This is a genomic window from Pseudomonas sp. KH_046_2 (assembly GCF_057838985.1).
This window is the reverse complement of the sequence record NZ_CM174480.1, coordinates 4,776,832-4,798,794: the sequence shown is the minus strand read 5'-3', so window position 1 is coordinate 4,798,794 and position 21,963 is coordinate 4,776,832. Positions and strand designations below refer to the sequence as shown.

The following is a 21,963-nucleotide window of genomic DNA, read 5'->3' as shown; positions in this document are numbered from 1 at the left end:
CATCATGCCTTGCTCGATGCCCGACTACTTGCCTGTCTTTACCAACGCTTCGCAGGAACCTCCAAACAAGTCGGAGATTGATTAAGATGGGCTCGTAGCTTTATTTTGGAAACAGATGGAGAGTACTAAGAGTTCATCTGCACAAGTATCTTGGATGAATATGTTTATAAAAATTAATGTCGTATTATAATTATATAAATATGAAGGCGGCGTACATATTTGTCGACGGGGGTGTATATATAATTCAATGGTAAAATTATATATTGTCAATATGTCTATAAATATCATTTGTGCAATTAAGCTAAGTAATTTAAATGCGATTTTTTAGGCTGGAAAGTTGTTGACAGTTCGGCGATCAGTGTTTATGGTTCGCAAAAATTTGTTGTGAAAGTTAGGCCTTGAATGAAAAATTTTCGTTTCGTGAAGAAAACTATCGCCGGTCAGATAGCACTTGGCTTGATGTCAAAAGATGGCGAAGTCATCGATTGTGTCGAAAGCTTTGCGAAAAAATTGTTTTCTCTAGGTGCCAAAAGAAATTCGGTGCTGACTTATACAAAAGCAGTTGCAAAGTATCTTGATGCAGCTATCGAATGTATGTGTGAGATAGAGACAACTGACTACGAGAAAGTCGAACGCATAAACATCATGGATATTTTCTTTCAGGCGATATGTATCGGTGTAGATTCTGAGTGCGCGCTTGTGAGAAAAGTCACGAAAAGCCTAAGTATTAAATCGGCGACGCCCAGGTCTGTAAGTATCTACAAGTCGGCGCTGACCCTATTTTGTGAGTTTTCGGACAAGCAGGTGGATAAGTTGCCAGACGCTAAGGATGGCCTAGTAGTACGTAAGCGTCTGCCCAACTCACCTTGCGTAAGTTAGGCCGGCACCCACTGATGCGGCAGCAGTTGGTCGATCTCACTTGCCCGCTGCGTCGGCAGGCGCATCAACACATCTTTGAGATACGCATAAGGATCATGCCCATTCATGCGGGCTGACTGGATCAAGCTCATGATCGCAGCTGCCCGCTTACCGCTGCGTAGCGACCCGGCGAACAACCAGTTCGAGCGTCCAAGTGCCCACGGCCTTATCTGATTTTCGACCGCATTATTATCTATGGGCACAGCCCCGTCCTCGAGATATCGAGTCAGTGCCGTCCAGCGTTTGAGGCTGTAATCCAGAGCTTTGGCGATGGCCGACCCTTCGGGCACAAGATCGCGCTGGGCCAACATCCAGGTATGCAGTGCGTCGATCAGGGGGGCCGCTTTTTCCTGGCGTATTCGCCAGCGATTTTCGTCGGTCATTTCCCGCGCTTGCCGTTCAATTTCGTACAACCCGCCAATTGAGTGCAGCGCCTGCTCAGCCAGTTGGCTTTTATTCGTCGCGTGCAAATCGAAAAACTTGCGGCGGGCGTGGGCCAGGCAGCCGATTTCCGTGATGCCTTGCTGGAAGCTGGCTTTGTAGCCGGCATTATGTGTTGCAACACATAATGCCGGTTATGTTGCGGTCTGAGTTATGTTGCGGTGGTAAGAGGCGCCGCCTCCCAATCGGGAGTTCGGCGCAAAAAGTGGCACATAAATTCATGTTACAGCCCTCGCATGAACGCCATGAGAGATGCTGAACTCGGTCGCAGGCGCACAGCCTCAGGCACATTTGTGACGTCCAAACATGCAAGCGCCTTGGCCTTCATTTCGAGATCGACTTCCGCGTAGATGTGGGTTGTGTCCAAGGAGACATGCCCCAGCCAGGCCCGAATTGTATTGATATCGACCCCGGCTCTTAACAGGTGAACGGCGGTCGTGTGTCGAATAGTGTGCGGGCTGATGCGCCTGCCTTGCATGGAATCAACCCACTTGCCGGCTGCTCGTCCATACACCGACACAACGCGATGGATGCCGAATCGAGTCATGGGATTCCCGGCACGACCTATGAATACGCGATCCTCTGTTCTGCGTTCGACGATGAGTGCCCGCAGCGCTGTAGCTGTTACTGACCACAGGGGGCAGACGCGCCATTTGTTTCCCTTACCCAGAATGCGCACGGAGGGTGAAGTCCCAAGTTGCAAATTACCAACGCTGAGGCAGGCAGCTTCGTCAGCGCGGGCGCCGGTGTTGTATAGGAACAGCAAAATCGCATAGTCCCGTGCACCCTGGCTCGTAGCCCGATTAGGTGCCCGGAGCAGAGCCTCCACTTCTGGCTTGTCGAGGTAGTGGATGACTGCCTGGGTAGTTTTTTTGAACGGGATAGAACGGATCTCTGTGCACCACGCCAAATGCTCTGGCGATCGCATAGCAATGAAACGCCCTAATGAATGAATCGCGCAGAGCCGCTGGTTGCGCGTGACGATGCCACAACCGCGCTCGTGTTCGACGTGTTCAAGGAATGCGCGCACGATGGCGGGCGATATGTCGAGCACCGTTAAATGGTCGATTGCCACCGAGGCTCGTCGACTGACAAATGGAAGCAGGAGCGTCAGCGTGTCGCGGTAACTGATCTGGGTGTTGTGGGATAGGTTGCGCTCGGCGACCAGATACTCCAACAAGAAGCGACGTACCCATGCCCCGAGGCGATTGCGGTCAATCATGATCAATCTCCTGGCCTGAATAAATGGCAAATCGGCGACTCGCTTCGTGCAACAGTTCGGGAGTCATATGCAAATAGCGCTGGGTCGACCTTATGTCGACATGCCCCAAATACGTTGCCAATTGCGGCAATAGCCGCTGTACATCCTTACCGGCGCGATACCATCCCAGTACACGATGAACGGCGGCTGTATGCCGCAGATCATGGAGGCGCGGTGGCCGTAGCTCGCCAGTTGGGCGAGCAATACCTGCCGCCAAACGAACACGTTGGAACACAGTTATGACGTATTGGTAGTTCAGGCGATGGCCAGTACGAGTGCACAGCAGGGCAGAGTCTTGGCCCAGTGGAAGTGCCAGCGCGCAACGTTGTCCTAGATAGACTCGCAGTTTCGATGCCAGCCTGGGCCCAATCGGCACCAGTCTTGTCTTATAGAACTTCGTGTCACGAACGGTGATGATTCGCTGCTCGAGGTCGACGTCACAGAGATTTAGTCTGATCGCCTCTCCGACGCGCAACCCTGCACCGTAAAGGATCAGCAGGAGGGTTCTGTATGTCGCAGCTTGAAGGCGACTGAGCGAGGTACTCAGTATGACGGTGGCATCTAACAAGTGCTGTATTTCTGCGGTGGCATAGACATAGGGAGTCTGTGCCGGTGGAAACTGTGGTGGTCGTTCCGGCAGGGGCGAGATCGTTGTGTGACCACGTGCGATTGCGAAGCGATAAAAGCTAACAAGTAATCCTCGCTTCGTCTTCCACGTAGCGCTTAGCTCACCGTGCCCATGCAGAAATGCGGCTACTGCCTCTGGAGTAACTTCGGGCAGCGGCAGGTTTCCAGTCTCACGTGCAAACTGACGTAGTACTCTGGCACTGCTATTCAGGCCCACGCCTTGGGCACGACGGACAGCCACGTAGGCATTGACTACGTCCAAGGTTCTCATAGCAGGTCTCCCAGGTCGAAGTCACCGACTTCACGTAACGAGACCAGATCAACCTTGGTGTACGTCATTGTCGCCGACGTGCTGCGGTGGCCCAGGTGGTCGCCAATCTCCTTGAGGCTCAGCCCATTGGCGAGCAGCCTGGCCGCGCATGCATGTCGCAGCGCGTGCGGCCCCAAATGTGCGACTTGTATGTTGAGCAGACGCAATCTGCCGCTGACGATGTTGTATAGGCCAGCAGCGGAGATGGGGACTCGCGGCGCCCGAGTTCGGATGAATATCTCAGGGTGCAGTACCTTCGGACGCACTGTGTCGACGTATTGCGCTAATGCCTCAGCCACTGTGAACGCCAATGGATAAACCTGTGGCTGACGGCGCTTCAATCGCCAAATATGCAATTGGCCAGCAGCCCAGTCGATCTGATCCAACCGGAGTGCGGCAACTTCTCCCCGGCGTAAACCGTAGACGGCGAGAAGCATCAGGATGGCTCGGTCGCGCACATCGCGTTCAGAGCTTGAATTTGTAGTTGCGAGTACTCGCTGAACATCCTCCCAGCTCAGTGCATAGGGAAGTGACTCTAGGGCGTAATGTCGCGGGGCGCGGATCGAGTCGGCCAATGTACTGCTGCATGCTCCCTGCGTTGCCGCGTAGCGCAGGAATACCCGCAACATTGTTGCGACGTGCCCTGCCGAAATTCGCGACCACCGTTGCGCACCGTAGGTGATGAAGTAGGCATCAATATCCTCGGGGCTAAGCGTCGAAAATCTGCGGCCTGTGTTGAAGCACCAGCGCAAAAAGGTTGCCGTTCGACTGCGCCATTGACTGATGGTACATGGTGTCAACCCGCGTTCATCCCGCATCCACGAGACGAAAAGCTCAAGATTCTCCTCGAATGGAATTGGCTCCGCCGTTGGCTCTTGCCACCAGCCCAGGAACTTAAACCAAGGTCTTGCGGTGTTTATCAACGTCGTAGCAGTTGCAGGAGAATTGGCCGGCAATGGCCCTTCGTGAATGATCTGGCGCAGCCGTGACGAATTGATTGCATTGAGGTCGCTTGGCTGCACCCGTTCGGCGATCCAAAGCAAGCAGCACGCCTTCAAGTAAAGGGAGGCATGCGTACAGCCCTGCTCAGCACAGTGCTGTAGATATCGCTCGCGTTCAGCGGCCAGCGATCCCACACGATGGCGTTTACAGGCAGCGTTTGAAGAATAGATATTCTCGAACATGGCAGACACTCCAGGTGATGAGGGTCTACCAAGGCGCTGCAACTTATGTTGCGTCAATCACCTATCGACAACAGAGAAACTGCCTATTCGCCCGGTCGGGATCACATAACTCAGGCCGCAACATAACCGGCAAAATCATCGCAAACCAGCTTGCCATTCCACTGGCCAAGAAAATTGCGTGCATGTTCGCCCGCCCGGCTCGGGCTGAAGTCGTACACCACTGCCTTGAGCGCCGAAAAAGGCGTGGTGCAGTAGGCCCAGACGTAAGCACGGTGGGTTTTCTTCTCGCCCGGCGCGAGCATCTGTACCGGCGTTTCGTCAGCGTGGATCACACCTTGAGCAAGCACTGTTTCGCGCAGCGCATCGACCAAGGGCTGGAGCTGCACACCGGTTTGGCCGACCCATTGCGCCAGGGTCGAGCGGGCGATAGCCAGGCCGGCGCGGCCAAAGATTTTCTCTTGCCGATACAGCGGCAAATGGTCGGCGAACTTGGCCACCATCACGTGAGCCAGCAGCCCTGCGGTCGGGATGCCCTTGTCGATGACCTGGGCCGGAACCGGAGCCTGACTCAGCGTTTCACATTTGCGGCAGACCCATTTCCCGCGCACATGCTGCTCGACGGTGAACACGCCCGGGATGTAATCCAGCTTCTCGCTGACGTCTTCGCCGATGCGCTGGAGCTGGCAGCCGCAGGCGCACTGGGTGGTGTCGGGTTCGTGATAAATCACGGTACGCGGAAACTGCGCTGGCAAGGAAACACGCTTGGGCTGCTTGCGTGGTTCGGCCGGCGCAGCCGGCGGATTCAGCGCCTTCAGCTCGGCTTCGATGGCCGCGATGTCGGTGTCGAGCAGGTCGTCGAGCAGGCTGCCTTGGGCAGGGCTCAGTTGCTCGCTGCGCTTGGCAAACTTGTTACGTTTGAACCAGGCGATTTCGTGGGTGAGCTGCTCGATGATGGTTTGGTCGCGGTCGTTCTTCTTGCCCATCCGGTCGACCTGCTGCCCGAGAGAATCAACCTGGGACAGCAACTGCGCCGCGAGGGCACGCAGTTGGTCTGGGGACATTTGGTCGAGATTGGGCGATGAAGTCATGCCGCGAATTTTGCCAGAGCAAGCCGTTTGCGGCGATAGACCAATGGGCTAATGGCGGGCGTTAAAGCAGTGTGATTGCACCGCCCGCCCCAACGCGCTGCCAAGGCAGACCGAGCACCAAGGCCTGAAGTTGCTCGGTATCCAGCTCCATCTCGCAGCCATTCCGAATACCGGGCCAGTGAAACTTGCCTTGGTTCAACCGGCGAGCAGCCAGCCAGACGCCAATCCCGTCATGCACCAGCACTTTCATACGAGTGGCGCGGCGGTTGGCGAACAGATAAGCACAGTGCGGCTTCGCCGCACCGAACACCGCGATCACCCTGGCCAGCGCCGTTTCAGTACCGGCACGCATGTCCATGGGCTCGGTGGCAAGCCAGATGGCGTCGATGCGAATCATTGAGTGAGTCCACGGACAAAGCGGGCGCAGCCTTCAGGATCGGACGTTGGCCATTTCACTGTGATCGATTGCTCGCCAAGCGGCAACTCAATGGTCGCCAACGCTTCCACCTGCCGTTTAGGCGTAGCTTTCAACGGAACGAAAGCCGGCAACGCCGCTGGTAGCTGATCTCGATAAAGCGGTAGCCACTTGCGGATAACGTTGGCATTGATGCCGTGGCTGATGGCAACGCTGGATAGGGTTGCGCCCGGTTGCAGACATTCCTGAACAACCTGGGCTCTGAACGGTTTCGGGTAAGAGCTTCGTTGGCGCATGGAAATCCTGACGTTAAGGGCGATCGCGTCCGCTTAAAAATACGCGGACACCATCGCCCTTAACGCTGGAGTTCGGAAGGTGTGTTGGCTGGACGCTTACAGTAGTACTCCAGTTTCCAAATGAGAAAGAGCCTATTGTTACCTTCAAGCAACGAGGGTGGTATAAGCGGAAAGTGAACTCTTACTTGGCGGAGTGCATCTCTGGCGGAGTAGGAGTGAAGCAGTTGAGTAATATGCCTAGTTATTTTGTAGGAAGCGCCTCTCGCACGTTGAGCGCACTGAAACTCAATACCGACGACATTAGTCAACTAATCAACGCAACAGAGAGTATCAGAGATAAGGCATATTACGCTCTATTGGGTGCAGGTGGTGCCAGGATTTCCGAAACGCTACAAGTGATCCGTGATGATATAGATAAGGACGAGAGAACTGTTCGAATCGTAGATCCTAAGACAAGGAAGGCAAAATACCTGAGGATGGGGCTTACACTTTCTGAAGTTAACTCGCTTAGCTATAAAGGGCGGACGCTAGAAAATCTAACTATGATCGAACCGTTTGCTACAATGTTTTGGGATTTTTATAGTAAACTCCTCGTTTCCCCGGAGCTGCCGGTAATGGACAGTAGGGGGAGCTATATAACACACCAGTTTGTGTTTTGTGTATACAAGGGGGCAACAAAAGGTAAACCTCTTTGTTTAGTTGACCAGTCTCCAATTCTTCGCACGTTCAAAAAAAACTTGCAGAAAGTCAAGAGCGATGTGGCTTGTCAACATGATGTACGCCATATGCACGTGTCATATCTGTGTAATGACATTCCGACTCGTACAGGAAAAGGCCTCGGGGTGAAGAAAACCTCTTCATACGTTGGGCATATAAATATTGAGAGCACTGAGCGATATAACCATGTCGATTCGACCGAGGCCTTAGCTGAGGCAGAAGATTTTTATCTCGAAAATGGCTTCTATGAGGAGATTCTTTTAGGGGCATCTGATGCAAATTAATTTCACTGATAAGCCTATGTTTTTGGTAGGTGAACTAGAGCTCGTCAGAAGCGTAAAGCTTAATATAAGTTTGGTAAGTAAATATATTGATGGGGTGTTCGGCTTTAAATCTGTAACATTTGAAAGTATCAATTCAGGGGGGGAGATGCGCAATTATGTATTTAAAAAATTTTTTGTGCTTTCGCCTAACAAAGATAAAAGGAAATATGATTCGGGATGGGTACTGGATGCGTATGAGTTTGTCCTGCACGGCGATATAAAAGCATCCGAAGATCTTGTGGAAAAAATATTAGGTGAGGATGCGATTAATTATCGTCCAAACACACAGGTGTGCCTGAGAAGAGGGCTGTGGTTACTGTTGATTCTATTGTTCAAGAATCGCTGTATTTTGCTCCCACCATTATTGAGAGCGACACAATTCAAGCATAACTCGGAAGTGGTTCGTGAGTTTGGGTGCGAGCTATACCCTGAATTGATGGGGTTTACTGTATCGGCACGTTTGAAACTTGATCTTCCTCCTTATTGGGTCGGTGTCGACAAGAAGGTAAGAGAGCGGGTTGCGCAGTATGGGCCGAGACTTTTTTGGCTAATAGGTGCCGTCACGCCTGAAGATCTGACAATTGAAGCTTTGGTTTCCGTACATAAGAAATATTATTACGAAGGTGAGCGCCTTACAGCCGAGCTTCCTGTCCATACAATAATGTCGCACGTATGCGCTTATTTCACGAGTAGGGTAAGGTTTACTTATGATGAATTATTTGGGGCGTTAAATAGACTTCGCGGCACAAAATATAAAACTAGGGCTTTGGGTGAGCTAAACTCGGTTGAGTTACCACAACTTATTGCTAATGCTGCCACGGATGAAGAGCTGATGGATTATTGCCGTCTCCTCCGAAGAACGAATTTTGCGCCGTCTAATTTGACTAACGACCTATCAGGTTGTCTAGATGGGAGAAATGCTTCTACATTGAAGCGTTGGCTTGACTTGCAGCAAGCTTATTTGATGATGAAGAGGTATGAGGATGAATCAAACGGTTCGGTCGGCCTAAGCTTTCTTAACATTTATCTTTTTGTATATCTTTCTCGATGGTTTGATGCTTTCGGAGATGAATCAACTTTCGGCTTTCCCAGATACGTATCCGAGTTGGGGATTGAATTTCAGGCTCCGATTAAGCGGGAGCCAAATTCTCCGATGCCTCTATGTCAGTTTGTTGATGCATTGGCATTGGACGCGCCAACTACCAGGTATTTAGTGATGCAGCAGCTGCGCGCTATGTTTCAGTGGTTGGAATTAAAGTGCCCTAATGATGATAATGGAAGATTCAAGAATTTTATTACGTCTATTGATATGCCGGCCAGTGGAGGATTGCCACAATCTAATAAGCGACCATTTTCACCGCTAGAATATAGTCTGGGGGTTAATTATTTGTTTTGCATATTTAGGGCGTTGGAGTTGTTGAATGCCGATATTCTTTCAAATAGCTATGAAAACATAATGCACGGAAGTTTGGAGGAGCGAGCAAAGAGCTTAGGTTGGAATCCAATTTTTTATTACGGAAAGCGGAAGTATGAGGTCTCGACTCTTCCACGTATTTTTTTTAGGCGTTGGAGCATTCCAGTAACAAGTGGAAGCATAACTACTATTTTTTCACCTCATTTGATAGTGCATACACTGGCTGCGCTAGAGAGCGGTCTTCGACATCAGTCTGTGCAATGGTTGTCCATTGATTTTGACAAGTTTGTCATAGGTGAACTGGCGATGAACAAACCTTATTGGCTTCATGTTGTCGTTGATAAGGTAAGTAAGAAGCCGCTAAAAACGATCGTCAGCGCGCAAACTATGATTGCGTTGCAGTATCAGAGAACCATAAGAAGTTTGGTTTCATGTGATAGCTTCAAGAAAGAGAAGAGTTACGAGAATCGAGTTGATAATACTAGGCCGGATTTCATTCCTCTATTTTCCTTCTCTTTGATATCGGGTGATCCATATAGTGACGCTGTATATTCAAAGTCATATGCTAAGTTTCTAGTTGGGTACCAAGCTTTTTTGAGAGAGCACTCTTATGTCGCTAGGTTTTACGAGTTTAAGCCTAATGGTTATGAGTATGGTGAGCCGGTTATTTCCGGAGCGGTAGATGTACGCAGTGTCGAATACCCATATTGTCCAGTCCGCATTGTGACGGATATGACACCGCATCATACACGCAACAGCGCCGTAAAGGTGTGGAGGAGAATCTTACCAGATGCCAAGGTTGGACTATTTAAGACGGGGCAAGGTGCAGCTACAGTCCGATATTACGATGCATTAATTCAACAGGATTATGATGAAGTACTTGACGAAATAGAAGGGGGGGTGGAGAAAATCTGGGCAGGCACTCGTCTCGATACGACTACTCCGAAATCTACTTTTCGAACTGCTTTAGAGAATAATACCTCACAAGCTCTTCGGGATTTCAATTGTATTACCATGTCTCATGTGGGTTCAGCACAAAAAGAGTCAGGGTTGCAGGATATTCTAAATAAATATCAAAATAAAATTAGTCATCATCCTACCCATATTTGCACTCGAGGTGACAAATGTACAATTGAAATCATTGAAGCAGGGCTTGAGAGGAGGTGCGGGTTATGTGTCTACAGCGTGAAAGGTGTTGATCATATCCCGGCTATAGATGTAAAAATTCATACCTTGTCGCTTGAAGTGGAAGATCTACATGCCTACGCTGACACTATTCCGGAAGAGAATGGATATGAGCTAGAGAGGATTGATGAGCGGTTGGATGCATGCATTTCGGATTTGATGGGGTGGACGTGGTGCCGTGACTATCTGCTAGAGTGCTATAAGCGAGACGCTGTTGCACTCGATAGATATATTTCATTCAAACCAGACCTACTCAAAAGAAAAATGGTCGAACTGAGTATGGAAGAGTCTTCTCTGAAGTATGTCTTCTCCAAGCTTTATGAGGTTAGCCTTTACCCAGAATTGCAGACCGATGTGTCGCGGGCCAAATACAATCTCGTTAAAATGAGGCTGAAAGGCGGTGTTACTAATATTTTAGATATATTCAAGTCTATCCCTTGCGACCCAACTGTGGAAGTGGTGAGTCAAATTAAGTCAATTTTAAAAGTAAGTGGTATGCGAATGGATGATTTTCTAAAAGTGCTAGAAACCTCGCCGGGTTTGTCCTTAGAGAATTACAAGCCGTTATTATTAGAGAATGAGGGGTGAATTTGGTGGCTACTAATCTTATGGGGTGGCAAATAAATAAAGTTAAGATTAGGACAGAGCTTGTTGTTGAAGTTTTGAATTCTATGCGAGCTCATAAGTCGTCGGTTAAATCTGTGACTGAGCTGGCGAGAGTGGTGTGTCAAACTATAGCAGCAGTAGAGAGGGCGCGCGCGACGGATAGTCAGGGTGCTTATAAGGCTATCAATTCTGCCACGTTGCTGCGTGTTGGGGGTAACTACAGATCGTTGCTTGATAGTTATCTCATGGATCTGAAAATGCGAACGGGAGAGCTAGTTGATGTTGTAACTGATCCTGTGGCGCGACGAGTGATTCTTTCCAAAGAAGTTGAGATCTCAAATCTCAATAAAAAGTTATCTAGGGCGTTGAAGGATAGGACAGGTCGGCATGATGCACAGTCGCGAGCGGTTGCGCAAGAATCAACAGATATGGTATCTAATTTGGATGCGATGGGCGAGGTCGCTGCATTGTTTTTTAATACACTGATTAGCACAGAGCTTTTCAAGTTAGATGAGAGCACAGGTGAAGTATTATTTGTCTCAAGAGCGAGACGTGTTGCATTTTCTCGGCATGAGGTGGCTTGCTTTCTCAATTGGCGTAAGTCGAAGTGTTCTGGTGGATTTATACTGATGGATGAATTTTAGCAAGGTTTTCGGTGGATTTTATCGTGTGCTTGAAAGCGCTGTTGCACATAGGGAGTGGCGATTTTCATAGGAACTTCAAGGCTCGCTGTGCAACGCTTTTCAAACTCTACCTATGACGACTTATTGTTGAAATCATGACGGCGCTTTGAGTTGTAAAGCATCTCGATGCAATCGAATACATCCCTATGAGCATCTTCTCGCGTGGTGTAGATTTTCCGTTTGATTCGTTCCCGTTTCAGCAGCTGAAAAATAATTCTAGGCTACGGCGTTGTCGTGGCAGTTACCTCGTCGGCTTATGCCGGCGACCAAGTTGTCGATCTTATAAAAGCTGCACCAATCAGTACTGCTGTCCTGGCTGCCGTGAACAGACTATTGCCTCCTGCTTTTGCTCACCCTCCACACTGCCATCTGCAGTGTTTCAATGGCCAGGTCGCTAGTCATTTTTGACTTGATTGACTGGCCAACGGCTTGGCGTGAAAACAGATCGAGCACCACGGCCAAATACAGTCAGCCTTCATATGTTCGGATGGTGGTGATGTCGGTGACTCAGACTTTGTTGGGCTCTCTGACATCGAACTTGCGCTTCAGTAAGTTTTGCGAGGCAACCGCTGGTTTGCCGACAGATTTTCTTGGTCGCCGCCGAAACCAGTCTGAGAACGTAAACCTTCAAGGTGCATTAACCTAGCAACCCGAGGGTGGCCACAGCTCTCGCCAACCTCTCCCAGCTCATCATGGATCTTGCGATAGCCAAACACCACGGCTTTCCAGCAAGGAATGTTTGATCAAACCGAGCAGTCGCTGATCATCCTTGGCTCACGTGGATTTTGGTTTGGACAGCCATGCGTAATAGCCTCCGGGATGATCCTTTAGAGTCAGGAAGAGCTGCCGACCTTATGCTTCCTTCGGTTTTTCGATTATGCGGATGGATTCCAGCAGGATATGGCTTTTGCGGTGTTTGCCACTGGTTCTGCAGTGGGCTCAGATCTGGGCTGCTGCCACTCTCCAAACGCATCTCGATTCCTGTGCAACGGACATCCGTAATCGGTACCTTTTCTTGGCTGTGCGACGGTTTATCGTGTTGTAGCATCCATGCATGCAGCCGGAAGCACTATGCCTCCTACTTGGCCTGGTGTATCACTGGCGCCTGCAGCCTCTTCTTTAATAGGTGCATTTCAGGTCGCGCTGCTGTCATCTTGTTTTTAGAGTTGGGCGTTAGGTTCGGCATGGCATTCACTTTTGTGCCATAACCAGCTCCCTGTCGTCATTGACCAAGGCCAGGCTTTACATCGCAACCCCGTATTTATCCCGCAGGCTAACCCAGCCGAGGATGAGGGTTCTTAGTCAAAAATGGCTTCAGCGGCAACCGCAGGTAGTACTGTGGTTAGAGATCTCCTCGCAGGTCGTACCACTGGAATAGAGACCGCTCCGTCGTTAGCACGAACGCTAGAGATCAATGCGCAGCAGCTGCGTATTGCAAGCTGTTGATTTATAATGATTTATTTCATGGCTGGGAAGGGTTGTGTCGGATAGAGGTTCGAACCTGCCCTGGGACACCATATTTATCAATAGGTTAGCAGTTATTGCTTTCTGATTGACTTGCTCAGGCTAGCAAGGGGCTAGCACCGTGACAAAGCATCGGTGCCCCCAAATTCGCTTCTAAGCCTTGTCACAGGTGAAAATCATTGGCTTGCTGAGAAGGCTATCTTCTGATGCTTCTAATTTTCTCAAGCACCCAATTCTGCCTAATCAAAGTCAACTCGTCGTTTCTATCGCCAATGCGAAACGTAGGCACCTGGCTCGGTCTGTAGTGGGCACCCTGTCCCAGTCCACCGACAAGGATGGCGAAAGGGTGACGGCCTACCCCCTGAAAATGAGGGGAAGACCGTCTTGTATCGACTTGAACTTCAATCCAGTTCCACCCAGACGGACTCGGTCGGTGCTTCGTTGGTGAGCCCGTGTTTGAGCGCATACATCAACAAGTCGATGCGGTTGATGAGATTGAGCTTTTGATAGATGTTGCTGAGGTGGTTGTGCACGGTGTGCTCGCTGATCCCCAGGCGCCCGGCGATGCTCACATATTTGGCGGACGGTTCGCCCACGATGGCGCGAATCAGTTCTCTCTCTCGCAGCGTCAACCGCGCCTGTTTCGCCTGCTCCAAATTGCATTTCATGGGGATTTGCCCCGTCGCGGCATAACCGGAAAGGCCGCCAGCCCAGGCTCGATCCATTGCGAAGTCGCTATGGTGGACCTTGAGGATGGCCTGGATAATCAATTCCGTCGGGTCTTCCGCCAGCACGATGCCGCGAGCGCCGGCCTCTATCGCCTGGGCAGCGGGGACAACTTCGTACAGGCCCTTGAGCAGCAGCACTTTCATTTCGGCGCTACGGGTGAGTCCCGCGACGACATCCAGAGGATTCAGCGCATCCGGAAAGAAACTGAAAAAAATGACATTGGGCCGCAGCTGATCGGCAAGATCCAGCGCCTGGGTATAGGTGGTGGCCTGTGCTGTCACTTCCATTTGGGGCTTTCTGGCATTGATCAGGTCGTGAAGGCCCCTGAGCACGAGGGGGCGACAATCGATCAACATCACGCGAATTGACTCTTTTTGGTCAGTCATGATCTTCCTGACCCCCTTGAAAAACCAGCGATGGTCTCCACCCGCTGGTCTTCCCGGGTCAGCAACTTGCTCACTGGGGCGGCGCGAATGAAGGACGGATTTGAACGCCAGAAGGCCGTGATGATGCGCGCCAAAGCATTGGTAACCACCGACCCCAGGGCCATTTCCAACAACAGCACCGGCAGGCGAGGGGAACGTTTCCAGAAGGCAGGCAAAGCTCGGGAGAGAAGATCAATACGAGTAATTATCAGTAGTTTACGCATGATGATGTGCTCCCTCCCGCCTCTCAACTGATTCTAGGTCAGCCCGGAGCACTGCCAACCTGCCCATCCGTCAGTCCTTGGTACAAGCCCGGTGCGGCCAGGCCTGCCCGATGTTCTCAAGAGGGGGAGTAACCTTAGAAAATCAAGGTATTAGGCTCGCCAAGGGTGGCCAGTGGCCAAGATCTGATTCTGATCACGCTCGTCAATTAATCGACGAGTGGCCTTCACTTAGGAGTGCTAATATCGACTTAGTCAATTTATCGGCGAAATCTGCCTGCCAGCCACCGGCAATTGCTGCTGTTCATGTATTGCAGGTGTTCATGTATCAGCACTTTTTTGTGCGCGAGGTCTCGTTTTCAGTAAGGGCTTCACATATTCAGAGTGAGCGTTGGGGAAGGTTCTCAAGGGAACGCTGTTGCTGGCCGATAACCCGGGCAGTCAGGGACTTGTTCGTCTCTTCCGGTCTGCATGGGGGCTCACTGTTTATGAGAAGGTGTTTGATAGCCTAGTGCCACCCGTTATCATCCGCGCGCCAAAACAGGGGCTGCGAAGCTGAGTCCGTCCGTGTATTTGCCTTTGGGTTCTTCTTCTTAAATTGCCTGGAAATCTTCGATGTTGTCGTATCACCAAAAGCGTTTTCTGATCGTCGATGATTTCTCGGACTTCCGCAGTTCGGTCAGGTCGATGCTGCGTGAACTGGGCGTCAAGGAAGTGGACACTGCCGATACCGGCGAGCAGGCGCTGAAAATGTGCTCGCAGAAGGCTTACGACTTCATCCTGCAGGACTTTCACCTGGGTGACGGCAAGAAAAACGGCCAGCAGGTACTCGAAGACCTGATGGAAGAAAAGCTGATCAGCCATGAAGCGGTATTCGTCATGGTCACCGCCGAAACCAGCCAGGCCATGGTGCTCAGTGCGCTGGAGCATGAGCCCGATGCCTACCTGACCAAGCCGTTCAACCGTTCCAGCCTGGCCCAGCGCCTGGAGCGCCTGGAGCAGCGCAAGACCTTGCTCAAGCCGATCCTGCAGGCCCTTGACCGGGGCAAGCCAATGGAGGTGCTCAATGCCTGCATCGCCCTGTGCAAGCAAGACATCCGCTATTCGCCACTGTGCCTGCGCTATCGCGCCGATGCCCTGCGCGACTTGAATCAGAACGAAGCGCTGGAGCGCCTCTACGATGGCATCATCGCCGACCGCCCGTTGCCATGGGCGTTTGCCGGGTTGGGCAAGTTGCTGTTCAAGCGCGGTCAGGTCGGGCAGGCCAGGGGCATTTATGAAAAAGCCCTGAAAGTCTTCCCGATGATGCCGTCGCTGTATGACGGCATGGCGGATGTACTGGTCGCCGAAGGGGACACCAAGGGGGCGCAGCGCGTCCTGGAAGAGGCGATTCGCCTGTCGCCGCTGGCGGTGCGCCGGCAAGCGTTGCTTGGCAAGCTGGCGATGACCAACGAAGATTTTGATACCGCCTCCAAAGCCTATCGCCAGGCCGTGGCCCAAGGCGCGCAATCACGTTTCAAGGATCCTGAAAGTAACCTCGGCCTGGCTCACGCCTTGATCAGCAAGGGTAGCGACAGGGGGCTGGATACCCGTACTCGACTGGAAATCAATACCACGCTGAGCGCCGTGGCCAAGGAAAACCCCTCCGATCCGGGCCTGCAAATCCGCGCACGCCTGATGAAGGCCACCAGCCTGTTGCTCAACGATGCCGAGACGGCGGACAAGCTCACCGAGCAAGCCTTGTTGCGCCTGGACGGCATGGAGCAATTCATGAGCGCCGAAGCGGCCTTGCTGGTGGCCAAGCAGCTGAAACTGCTCGGGCAGACCGAGGCCGGTACCGCGATGCTGAAAAACTGCGTGGAAATCTATGGCGACGATCCGGTGGTCATGAAGGACATCGCCAAGCAGACCGACGACCCGAGCATCCTCAATTCCGGCAACGCCGCCGCGGAACTCAACCGTCAGGGCGTGCGCGTATACAAGACCGGCAACCTGGTGGAGGCCCGGCAGGTGTTCCGCAAAGCCCTGGCGATGCAACCGAAGAACATCAGTATCGCCCTTAACCTGGCGCAGTCGTTGTTGCATGGCACCGATACCAGCGTTCCTTCGGCGGAGCTGGAAGAATGCCGGACCTGCCTGAAAATGGTCGGCCTGATGCCCGACTCCGATGCGCGCTATCCGCGTTACCAGAAGCTCAAAAGCAAGGCGTTTGGCCAATGAACGACAGCCAACAGGCACTGGATTTCTCCACGGTGATCGCCTCTACCGTGCACGACATGAAGAACTCGCTGGCCATGTTGATGCAGGCCCACAGCCAGTGGCTGGCACGATTGCCGGATTCGGCGCGGCAGACGCCGGAGCAGGGCGTGATCGACTTCGAGTTCGCCCACCTCAACGGCATGCTGGTGCAGTTGCTGGGGCTGTACAAACTCGGGGTCAACCAGATGCCGCTGCAACCGGCCTACCATGAACTGGACGACTTCATCGAAGCGCAACTGGCCTGTCATCAGGAGGTGTTCGCCAGCCGCGGCATCATGGCCACCTTTGAAGTGGACCCGTTGAGCCCGCTGGGTTTCTTCGACCGTGAGTTGATCGCGTCGGTATTGGCCAACTGCATCAACAACGCCATTCGCTTTGCGCGGCATGCCGTTCTGATCAGCGTCAGCGACGAAGCCGGGCAACTGGTGTTGACCATCAATGACGATGGCCAGGGGTATCCGGCGCAGATGATCGAACGTCAGGCCGATTACGTGCAGGGCATCAATCAAAGCACCGGCAGCACTGGTCTGGGCCTGTACTTTGCCGGGCGAATTGCCGCGCTGCATCAACGCAACGGCGTGGGTGGGCGTACCGAAATCAGCAATGGCGGGCCGTTGGGCGGTGGAGTGTTCCGCCTTTACCTGTCCTGACAGGCAGCATATTTATCGACACTGCTTGAAATTCCGAACACGCGGAGCCTATTTTGTACGGTCGCCGTTCGCGGCCCGCACAATAACAAGGATAGCGTCATGACGACCGTTGGCCTGAGTTCACTCGCGCAGCGATTGACGGGCATTGATCAAGTTGAGTGTGTCACGCCGGATTTGAATGGCGTACCGCGGGGTAAAGTGATGACCGCCGAGGGCTTTCTCGACGGTCGACGTTTGCAGATGGCGCGGGGCGTGCTGCTGCAATGCATCATGGGCGGATATCCGCCGGCGCGTTTTTACGGCAGCGATGATGGCGACCTGGCGCTGATCCCGGACCCTGCGCAAATCCACCGCTTGCCCTGGAGCCATCCACCGCGGGCCTTGGCCATTTGCGATGCGGATGAGCTGGGCACCACCACCAGCTCCAGTCTGTCGACCCGTGGTCAGCTCAAGGCGGTGATTGCCCGTTACGCGGCCCGCGGCCTGGCGCCTGTGGTGGCGACCGAGCTCGAATTTTTTGTCTTCGCCCCCAACACCGATCCGACCCAGGCTTTTCAACCGCCACTGGGGCTGGACGGTCGTCGCGAGGATGGTCAGTCGGCGTTCAGCGTCAGCTCCAACAACGGCTTGCGGCCGTTCTTCAATGAAGTCTACGAGTGCATGGCGGCCCTGGGGTTGCCTCGCGATACCTTCATGCACGAAATGGGCGTCAGCCAGTTCGAGATCAATCTGCTGCACGGTGATCCGCTGTTGCTGGCCGACCAGACGTTCCTGTTCAAGCATCTGCTCAAGGAAGTGGCCCTCAAGCACGGCCTGAGTGTGGTATGCATGGCCAAGCCGTTGGCGCATACGCCTGGCAGTTCGATGCACATCCACCAGAGCGTGGTCGAGATTGATTCGGGGCGTAACGTGTTCAGCGACGAGGCGGGGCAGGAGACGGCCATCTTCCGCCATTTCATTGCTGGTCAACAAACGTGCATGGCCGATTTCACCGCGTTGTTTGCGCCGAACGTGAACTCCTATCAGCGCTTGTGCCACCCTTACGCCTCACCGAACAATGCCTGCTGGTCCTATGATAACCGGGCGGCCGGCCTGCGCATTCCAGCCAGTTTGCCGGTGGCCCGTCGGGTCGAGAACCGCTTGCCGGGGGCCGATGCCAATCCGTATCTGGCGATTGCCGCAAGCCTGGCGGCGGGGTTGCATGGCATCGAGAAGGCATTGGAACCGAGCGCGCCGATCCAGGGTGAGTTCGAAGTGCCGGACAATCTTTCGTTGCCGTGTACCTTGCATGCGGCGCTCGAGCGTCTGAAACGTAGCCAGTTGGCCAAGGAACTGTTCGGCGCGGAATTCATCGAAGGCTACATTGCTTCGAAGACCCTGGAACTGACCAGTTTCCATGATGAAATTACTCCCTGGGAAAGGCGTGTTTTAGCAGCCCAGGCCTGACGTCCCGTCGACTTCCGGCTATCGTTTAGCGGTAGCCGATTCTCACTGCAAGGAGCCGCTCGGAACGCCGATGCGCCAAATCTGGAAATCCTTTCGAGCGCTGTATTTCGCCTCGCTGATGATGTTGATCGGCTCGGGCCTGTTGAGTACTTACCTGGCGTTGCGCCTGGCTGCCGACCATGTCGACAGCCTGTGGGTCGGTGCGCTGATGGCCGCCAACTATTTCGGCCTGGTGCTGGGGGGCAAGATCGGTCACCGGTTGATTGCCCGGGTCGGGCATATCCGGGCCTATTCGGCGTGTGCCGGGATCGTTGGCGCGGCGGTGCTCGGCCATGGCCTGGTGGACTGGTTGCCGGCCTGGCTGTTTTTGCGGGTGATCGTCGGCCTCGGCATGATGTGCCAATACATGGTGATCGAGAGCTGGCTCAATGAACAGGCCGATGCCAATCAGCGCGGCATGGTCTTCAGCGGCTACATGATCGCTTCATACCTGGGATTGGTGCTGGGGCAGTTGATTCTGGTCATGCACCCGGCGCTGGGGCTGGAACTGCTGATGCTGGTCGCCCTGTGTTTCGCCCTGTGCCTGGTGCCGGTGGCGCTGACCCGACGGATTCACCCGGCACCGTTGCATCCGGCACCGATGGAACCACGGTTTTTTATCAAGCGGGTGCCGCAGTCGTTGAGCACGGTGCTCGGGGCGGGCCTGATCGTTGGTTCGTTCTACGGTCTGGCACCGCTGTATGCCTCTCAGCAGGGATTGTCCACCGAGCAGGTCGGTCTGTTCATGGGTAGCTGTATTTTTGCCGGGCTGCTGGTGCAGTGGCCGCTGGGCTGGTTGTCCGATCGCTACGATCGGGCCGTGTTGATCCGCAGTTTCGCGTTCAGCCTGGCACTGGCTGCACTGCCGCTGGCGATCATGCCGCAGGTGCCGCTGGAGGTATTGTTCATCGCCGGGTTCCTCTGTTCGCTGGTGCAGTTCTGCCTGTATCCGTTGGCGGTGGCGTTCTCCAATGACCATGTCGAAGGCGATCGCCGGGTGTCACTGACGGCGATGTTGCTGGTGACCTATGGCGTGGGTGCGAGTATCGGGCCGCTGGTGGCAGGTGTGCTGATGAAGCTGTTTGGCAGCCAGATGCTCTACGCCTTCTTCAGTTTCTTCGCGTTGGTGCTGGTGTGGCGTATCCGCCCGAAAGCGGTGACCAACCTGCATCAGGTGGAAGATGCGCCGCTACATCACGTGGCCATGCCGGACAACATGACGAGTTCACCGCTGGTGGCCTGCCTCGACCCGCGTGTTGATGAACAGGTGGTGCATGATCAGATGCAAAACCCGGTGAGTACCGGGCCAGAGCCTGAATCTGAACCTGTCAGCGAAACTGAAACCGATCAGCCACCGGAAGACCCTGATACAGGGCGGGACCCTAACTTCAGCGAGGCCAGGCCTTAAATTCAGGGCAAAAAAAAACGGGCAGTCACCGCAAGGGACTGCCCTTTTTTTGTTGGCGCTCTATTACATGTCGTCTTTGTCGAATCGACGCGCTTCGCGTTGCAACTGATAGACGAAGCGTTCGACCTGACGCTGCACCAGCCCACTCATGTTGTGGAAGCGAACGCCGGCGAAGGTGGTGGAAATCCTTTCTTCGAAGTGCAGATAGCGCAACTCGACCGGCGCGGTCATCTTGCCGAAGGGCAGGTCGGCGTTGAAACGGTCGTAGACCTGACCCAGTTGCAGGCTGCCGGTGATGTCGCCGTCGAAGCGCAGTTTGCAGCCGGTAGCGGAAATATCCAGCAGCTTGCCGCTGATCGCAGTCTTGAGCTTTTCGCCGTCCAGGTTGACGTTGACCAGTTGTGCCAGCTTCAGCGCGGCGCGGAACGCATTGCGGCGCTGGTGGTACACCACTTCATCGGGCAAGGGGCCGCGATAGCAGCGGCTGCCACCGGATTCGTCGATGCTCAACTGGCCGTTGCTTTCCCAGGCAATGCGTACACCTTCGTGGAAGCCTTCGACCCTGAACGGCTCGCCCGCCAGCAGGTAACGCTCGCCATCGCGGGGAATCATTTCGTCCAGGGCAATCATGTTGCTGTCACGGTCCAGGTCCACCAGGTAGCTCTGGAAGCGCTGGCTGCGCTCGTGGAACGTGATGATCAGCGGGTCATGGCTTTCGAGCAGCTGGCGCAGGTTGCTGGAGATTTCCAAGGGCGTGGAGAGCACCTTGGGTGGCTGCGGAGCATCATCCACGGATAAGGCATTGGACACGGTTAATCAATCTCCAGACAAAATTTGACTACGGCAGGCTAGCAGTTTGCCAGTATGTTGCGCGTCTTGATAGAGCGGGGGCATTGACCGGCTCATGCCTGACTGAGCGGGCGCGGCTTGGCAAGCTTGGAGAATGTTCCGCTGGCATCGTAAAGCGCCGGGGTTTCACCGCCATTGAGGATTTTCAGCTGGGTGGCCGTAGCGGCCTGCTGAGTGAGGATCGACTGGCCGTTGTTGGCGTTGATAGCCTGACACTGGGCCAGGAGATCGCTCAGCACGTCACTTTGCGCCAGCAACTGCTCGCCGATGCTCGACTGGCCGGCCAATTGCTCCAGACCGCCGCGGTTGGTCGGCAGGTTGAGGCTGGCGAGGATTTCACTGCGTTTGCGGCCATGCTGTTCGAGCAAAACGACCAATGCCTGTTTCTGCGCCAGGATGTCCTCGAGCAATGGCATGTCGCGGCCATGCAATGCGAGGGATTCGGTCTGCAGTAACTCCAGCAGGTGTTGTGCTGGAGCAAAGTCGTCGGTGATCAGTTGCAGTAAATTTGTGTCGTGCATGGCTGGCCTTGGGTTTTAAGCGTCCAAAAGCCTGGCGCCGGCGGTGGCCTAGCGCTGGGCTTCGAAGTTGAGCAGTTTGCTGGCTACACGGTTGCTGTCGACTTTATAGCTGCCATCGGCAATCGCTGCTTTCAACTCGGCCACGCGGGCGTTGTCGACGGCAGGCTGATCGCGCAGCTTGTCAGTGACCTTCTGCAACTGTTGAGCCTCATTGCTGAGATGTACCGATTCCCCGCTTTTGACGGTACCGGCCTGTTCGGCCGCGGACTCCAGCGGCGCGGATTTGTCGGCCTCGGCGCTTTCCTTGCTGGCGCTGGTACGTGTACTGCCCGTCAGGGACGAGGAGCTGTTCAAACGGCTGAAATCGATGACCATGATAAAAAACCTCTGGGAATTTGGACGCTTGCCATGGTTTCGGCCATTCCCTGGAAAACTTTAGGCCCATTTATCAATGAACCTCGCGCGCGCCAGCGCTTGCCCTGCA

General features: G+C 53.6%; 18 protein-coding genes and 3 pseudogenes. 8 read left to right on the top strand and 13 right to left on the bottom strand.

Annotation, left to right across the window (positions count from 1 at the left end):
- Positions 1–402: 402 nt before the first annotated feature.
- Complete coding sequence (locus AC3IX1_RS21745; protein ID WP_489385779.1) at positions 403–879, top strand: hypothetical protein; 477 nt, start codon at positions 403–405, stop codon at positions 877–879.
- Here AC3IX1_RS21745 and tnpC (AC3IX1_RS21740) read toward each other — a convergent pair.
- From tnpC (AC3IX1_RS21740) to tnpA, 7 genes and pseudogenes are all read right to left on the bottom strand, one after another.
- A pseudogene (tnpC, locus tag AC3IX1_RS21740) lies at positions 876–1,466 on the bottom strand (IS66 family transposase); the annotation flags it as partial. The gene AC3IX1_RS21745 and the pseudogene tnpC (AC3IX1_RS21740) sit on opposite strands and share 4 nt — an antisense overlap.
- Positions 1,467–1,582: 116 nt before the next feature.
- Positions 1,583–2,581 carry a tyrosine-type recombinase/integrase gene (locus AC3IX1_RS21735; protein WP_489384668.1) on the bottom strand — a complete coding sequence of 333 codons (999 nt, stop codon included), beginning with the start codon at positions 2,579–2,581 and terminating at the stop codon, positions 1,583–1,585.
- Entirely contained in the window at positions 2,574–3,518 is a 945-nt protein-coding gene (locus tag AC3IX1_RS21730) for a tyrosine-type recombinase/integrase (RefSeq protein ID WP_489384667.1), read from the bottom strand. The genes AC3IX1_RS21735 and AC3IX1_RS21730 overlap by 8 nt, the downstream gene beginning before the upstream one ends.
- Positions 3,515–4,741: a tyrosine-type recombinase/integrase gene (locus tag AC3IX1_RS21725; RefSeq protein WP_489384666.1), complete on the bottom strand. Its 1,227-nt coding sequence runs from the start codon at positions 4,739–4,741 to the stop codon at positions 3,515–3,517. Before AC3IX1_RS21725 ends, AC3IX1_RS21730 begins: the two co-directional genes overlap by 4 nt.
- A 113-nt stretch (positions 4,742–4,854) precedes the next feature.
- Positions 4,855–5,829: pseudogene (gene tnpC / locus AC3IX1_RS21720) on the bottom strand (IS66 family transposase); the annotation flags it as partial.
- A 61-nt stretch (positions 5,830–5,890) separates the two neighbouring features.
- Positions 5,891–6,226: an IS66 family insertion sequence element accessory protein TnpB gene (gene tnpB, locus AC3IX1_RS21715; RefSeq protein WP_256453175.1), complete on the bottom strand. Its 336-nt coding sequence runs from the start codon at positions 6,224–6,226 to the stop codon at positions 5,891–5,893.
- Positions 6,223–6,540: an IS66-like element accessory protein TnpA gene (tnpA, locus tag AC3IX1_RS21710; RefSeq protein ID WP_489385778.1), complete on the bottom strand. Its 318-nt coding sequence runs from the start codon at positions 6,538–6,540 to the stop codon at positions 6,223–6,225. The genes tnpB and tnpA overlap by 4 nt, the downstream gene beginning before the upstream one ends.
- A 215-nt stretch (positions 6,541–6,755) precedes the next feature.
- Between tnpA and AC3IX1_RS21705 the strand changes: the two genes are divergently transcribed.
- From AC3IX1_RS21705 to AC3IX1_RS21695, 3 genes are read left to right on the top strand one after another with little or no spacing between them, the layout of a single operon-like run.
- The gene (locus AC3IX1_RS21705; protein WP_489385777.1) at positions 6,756–7,541 is read left to right on the top strand and encodes a tyrosine-type recombinase/integrase; all 786 of its coding nucleotides are present in this window, start codon (positions 6,756–6,758) and stop codon (positions 7,539–7,541) included.
- Positions 7,531–10,767, top strand: coding sequence for a hypothetical protein (locus tag AC3IX1_RS21700; RefSeq protein ID WP_489385776.1), 3,237 nt, complete (start codon positions 7,531–7,533; stop codon positions 10,765–10,767). The genes AC3IX1_RS21705 and AC3IX1_RS21700 overlap by 11 nt, the downstream gene beginning before the upstream one ends.
- A 5-nt stretch (positions 10,768–10,772) precedes the next feature.
- Positions 10,773–11,429: a hypothetical protein gene (locus tag AC3IX1_RS21695; protein WP_489385775.1), complete on the top strand. Its 657-nt coding sequence runs from the start codon at positions 10,773–10,775 to the stop codon at positions 11,427–11,429.
- A gap of 110 nt (positions 11,430–11,539) precedes the next feature.
- Here the strand turns inward: AC3IX1_RS21695 and AC3IX1_RS21690 are convergent.
- The 3 genes and pseudogenes from AC3IX1_RS21690 to AC3IX1_RS21680 all read right to left on the bottom strand — a co-directional run.
- Positions 11,540–12,317: pseudogene (locus tag AC3IX1_RS21690) on the bottom strand (IS3 family transposase); the annotation flags it as partial.
- 1,016 nt (positions 12,318–13,333) lie between these two features.
- Positions 13,334–14,047: a response regulator transcription factor gene (locus tag AC3IX1_RS21685; protein ID WP_489385774.1), complete on the bottom strand. Its 714-nt coding sequence runs from the start codon at positions 14,045–14,047 to the stop codon at positions 13,334–13,336.
- Complete coding sequence (locus AC3IX1_RS21680) at positions 14,044–14,310, bottom strand: hypothetical protein (RefSeq protein WP_489385773.1); 267 nt, start codon at positions 14,308–14,310, stop codon at positions 14,044–14,046. The genes AC3IX1_RS21685 and AC3IX1_RS21680 overlap by 4 nt, the downstream gene beginning before the upstream one ends.
- A 612-nt stretch (positions 14,311–14,922) precedes the next feature.
- On the opposite strand from AC3IX1_RS21680, the gene AC3IX1_RS21675 reads away from it, so the two are divergent.
- From AC3IX1_RS21675 to AC3IX1_RS21660, 4 genes are all read left to right on the top strand, one after another.
- Positions 14,923–16,527, top strand: coding sequence for a response regulator (locus tag AC3IX1_RS21675; protein ID WP_489385772.1), 1,605 nt, complete (start codon positions 14,923–14,925; stop codon positions 16,525–16,527).
- Positions 16,524–17,216 (top strand): sensor histidine kinase, encoded by a 693-nt coding sequence (locus AC3IX1_RS21670; RefSeq protein WP_489385771.1) that lies wholly within the window; start codon positions 16,524–16,526, stop codon positions 17,214–17,216. Before AC3IX1_RS21675 ends, AC3IX1_RS21670 begins: the two co-directional genes overlap by 4 nt.
- A 201-nt stretch (positions 17,217–17,417) precedes the next feature.
- A complete protein-coding gene (locus AC3IX1_RS21665; protein ID WP_489388770.1) occupies positions 17,418–18,662 on the top strand; it encodes a glutamine synthetase family protein in 1,245 nt (414 codons plus the stop codon).
- 70 nt (positions 18,663–18,732) lie between these two features.
- Positions 18,733–20,109, top strand: coding sequence for an MFS transporter (locus tag AC3IX1_RS21660; protein ID WP_489385770.1), 1,377 nt, complete (start codon positions 18,733–18,735; stop codon positions 20,107–20,109).
- A 63-nt stretch (positions 20,110–20,172) separates the two neighbouring features.
- Here AC3IX1_RS21660 and AC3IX1_RS21655 read toward each other — a convergent pair whose 3' ends face one another.
- From AC3IX1_RS21655 to flgM, 3 genes are all read right to left on the bottom strand, one after another.
- Positions 20,173–20,919: a flagellar brake protein gene (locus AC3IX1_RS21655; RefSeq protein ID WP_489385769.1), complete on the bottom strand. Its 747-nt coding sequence runs from the start codon at positions 20,917–20,919 to the stop codon at positions 20,173–20,175.
- A 92-nt stretch (positions 20,920–21,011) separates the two neighbouring features.
- On the bottom strand, positions 21,012–21,479 hold the full coding sequence (locus AC3IX1_RS21650) for a flagella synthesis protein FlgN (protein WP_489385768.1): 468 nt from the start codon (positions 21,477–21,479) through the stop codon (positions 21,012–21,014).
- A 48-nt stretch (positions 21,480–21,527) separates the two neighbouring features.
- On the bottom strand, positions 21,528–21,854 hold the full coding sequence (gene flgM, locus AC3IX1_RS21645) for a flagellar biosynthesis anti-sigma factor FlgM (protein WP_277530970.1): 327 nt from the start codon (positions 21,852–21,854) through the stop codon (positions 21,528–21,530).
- Positions 21,855–21,963 lie beyond the last annotated feature (109 nt).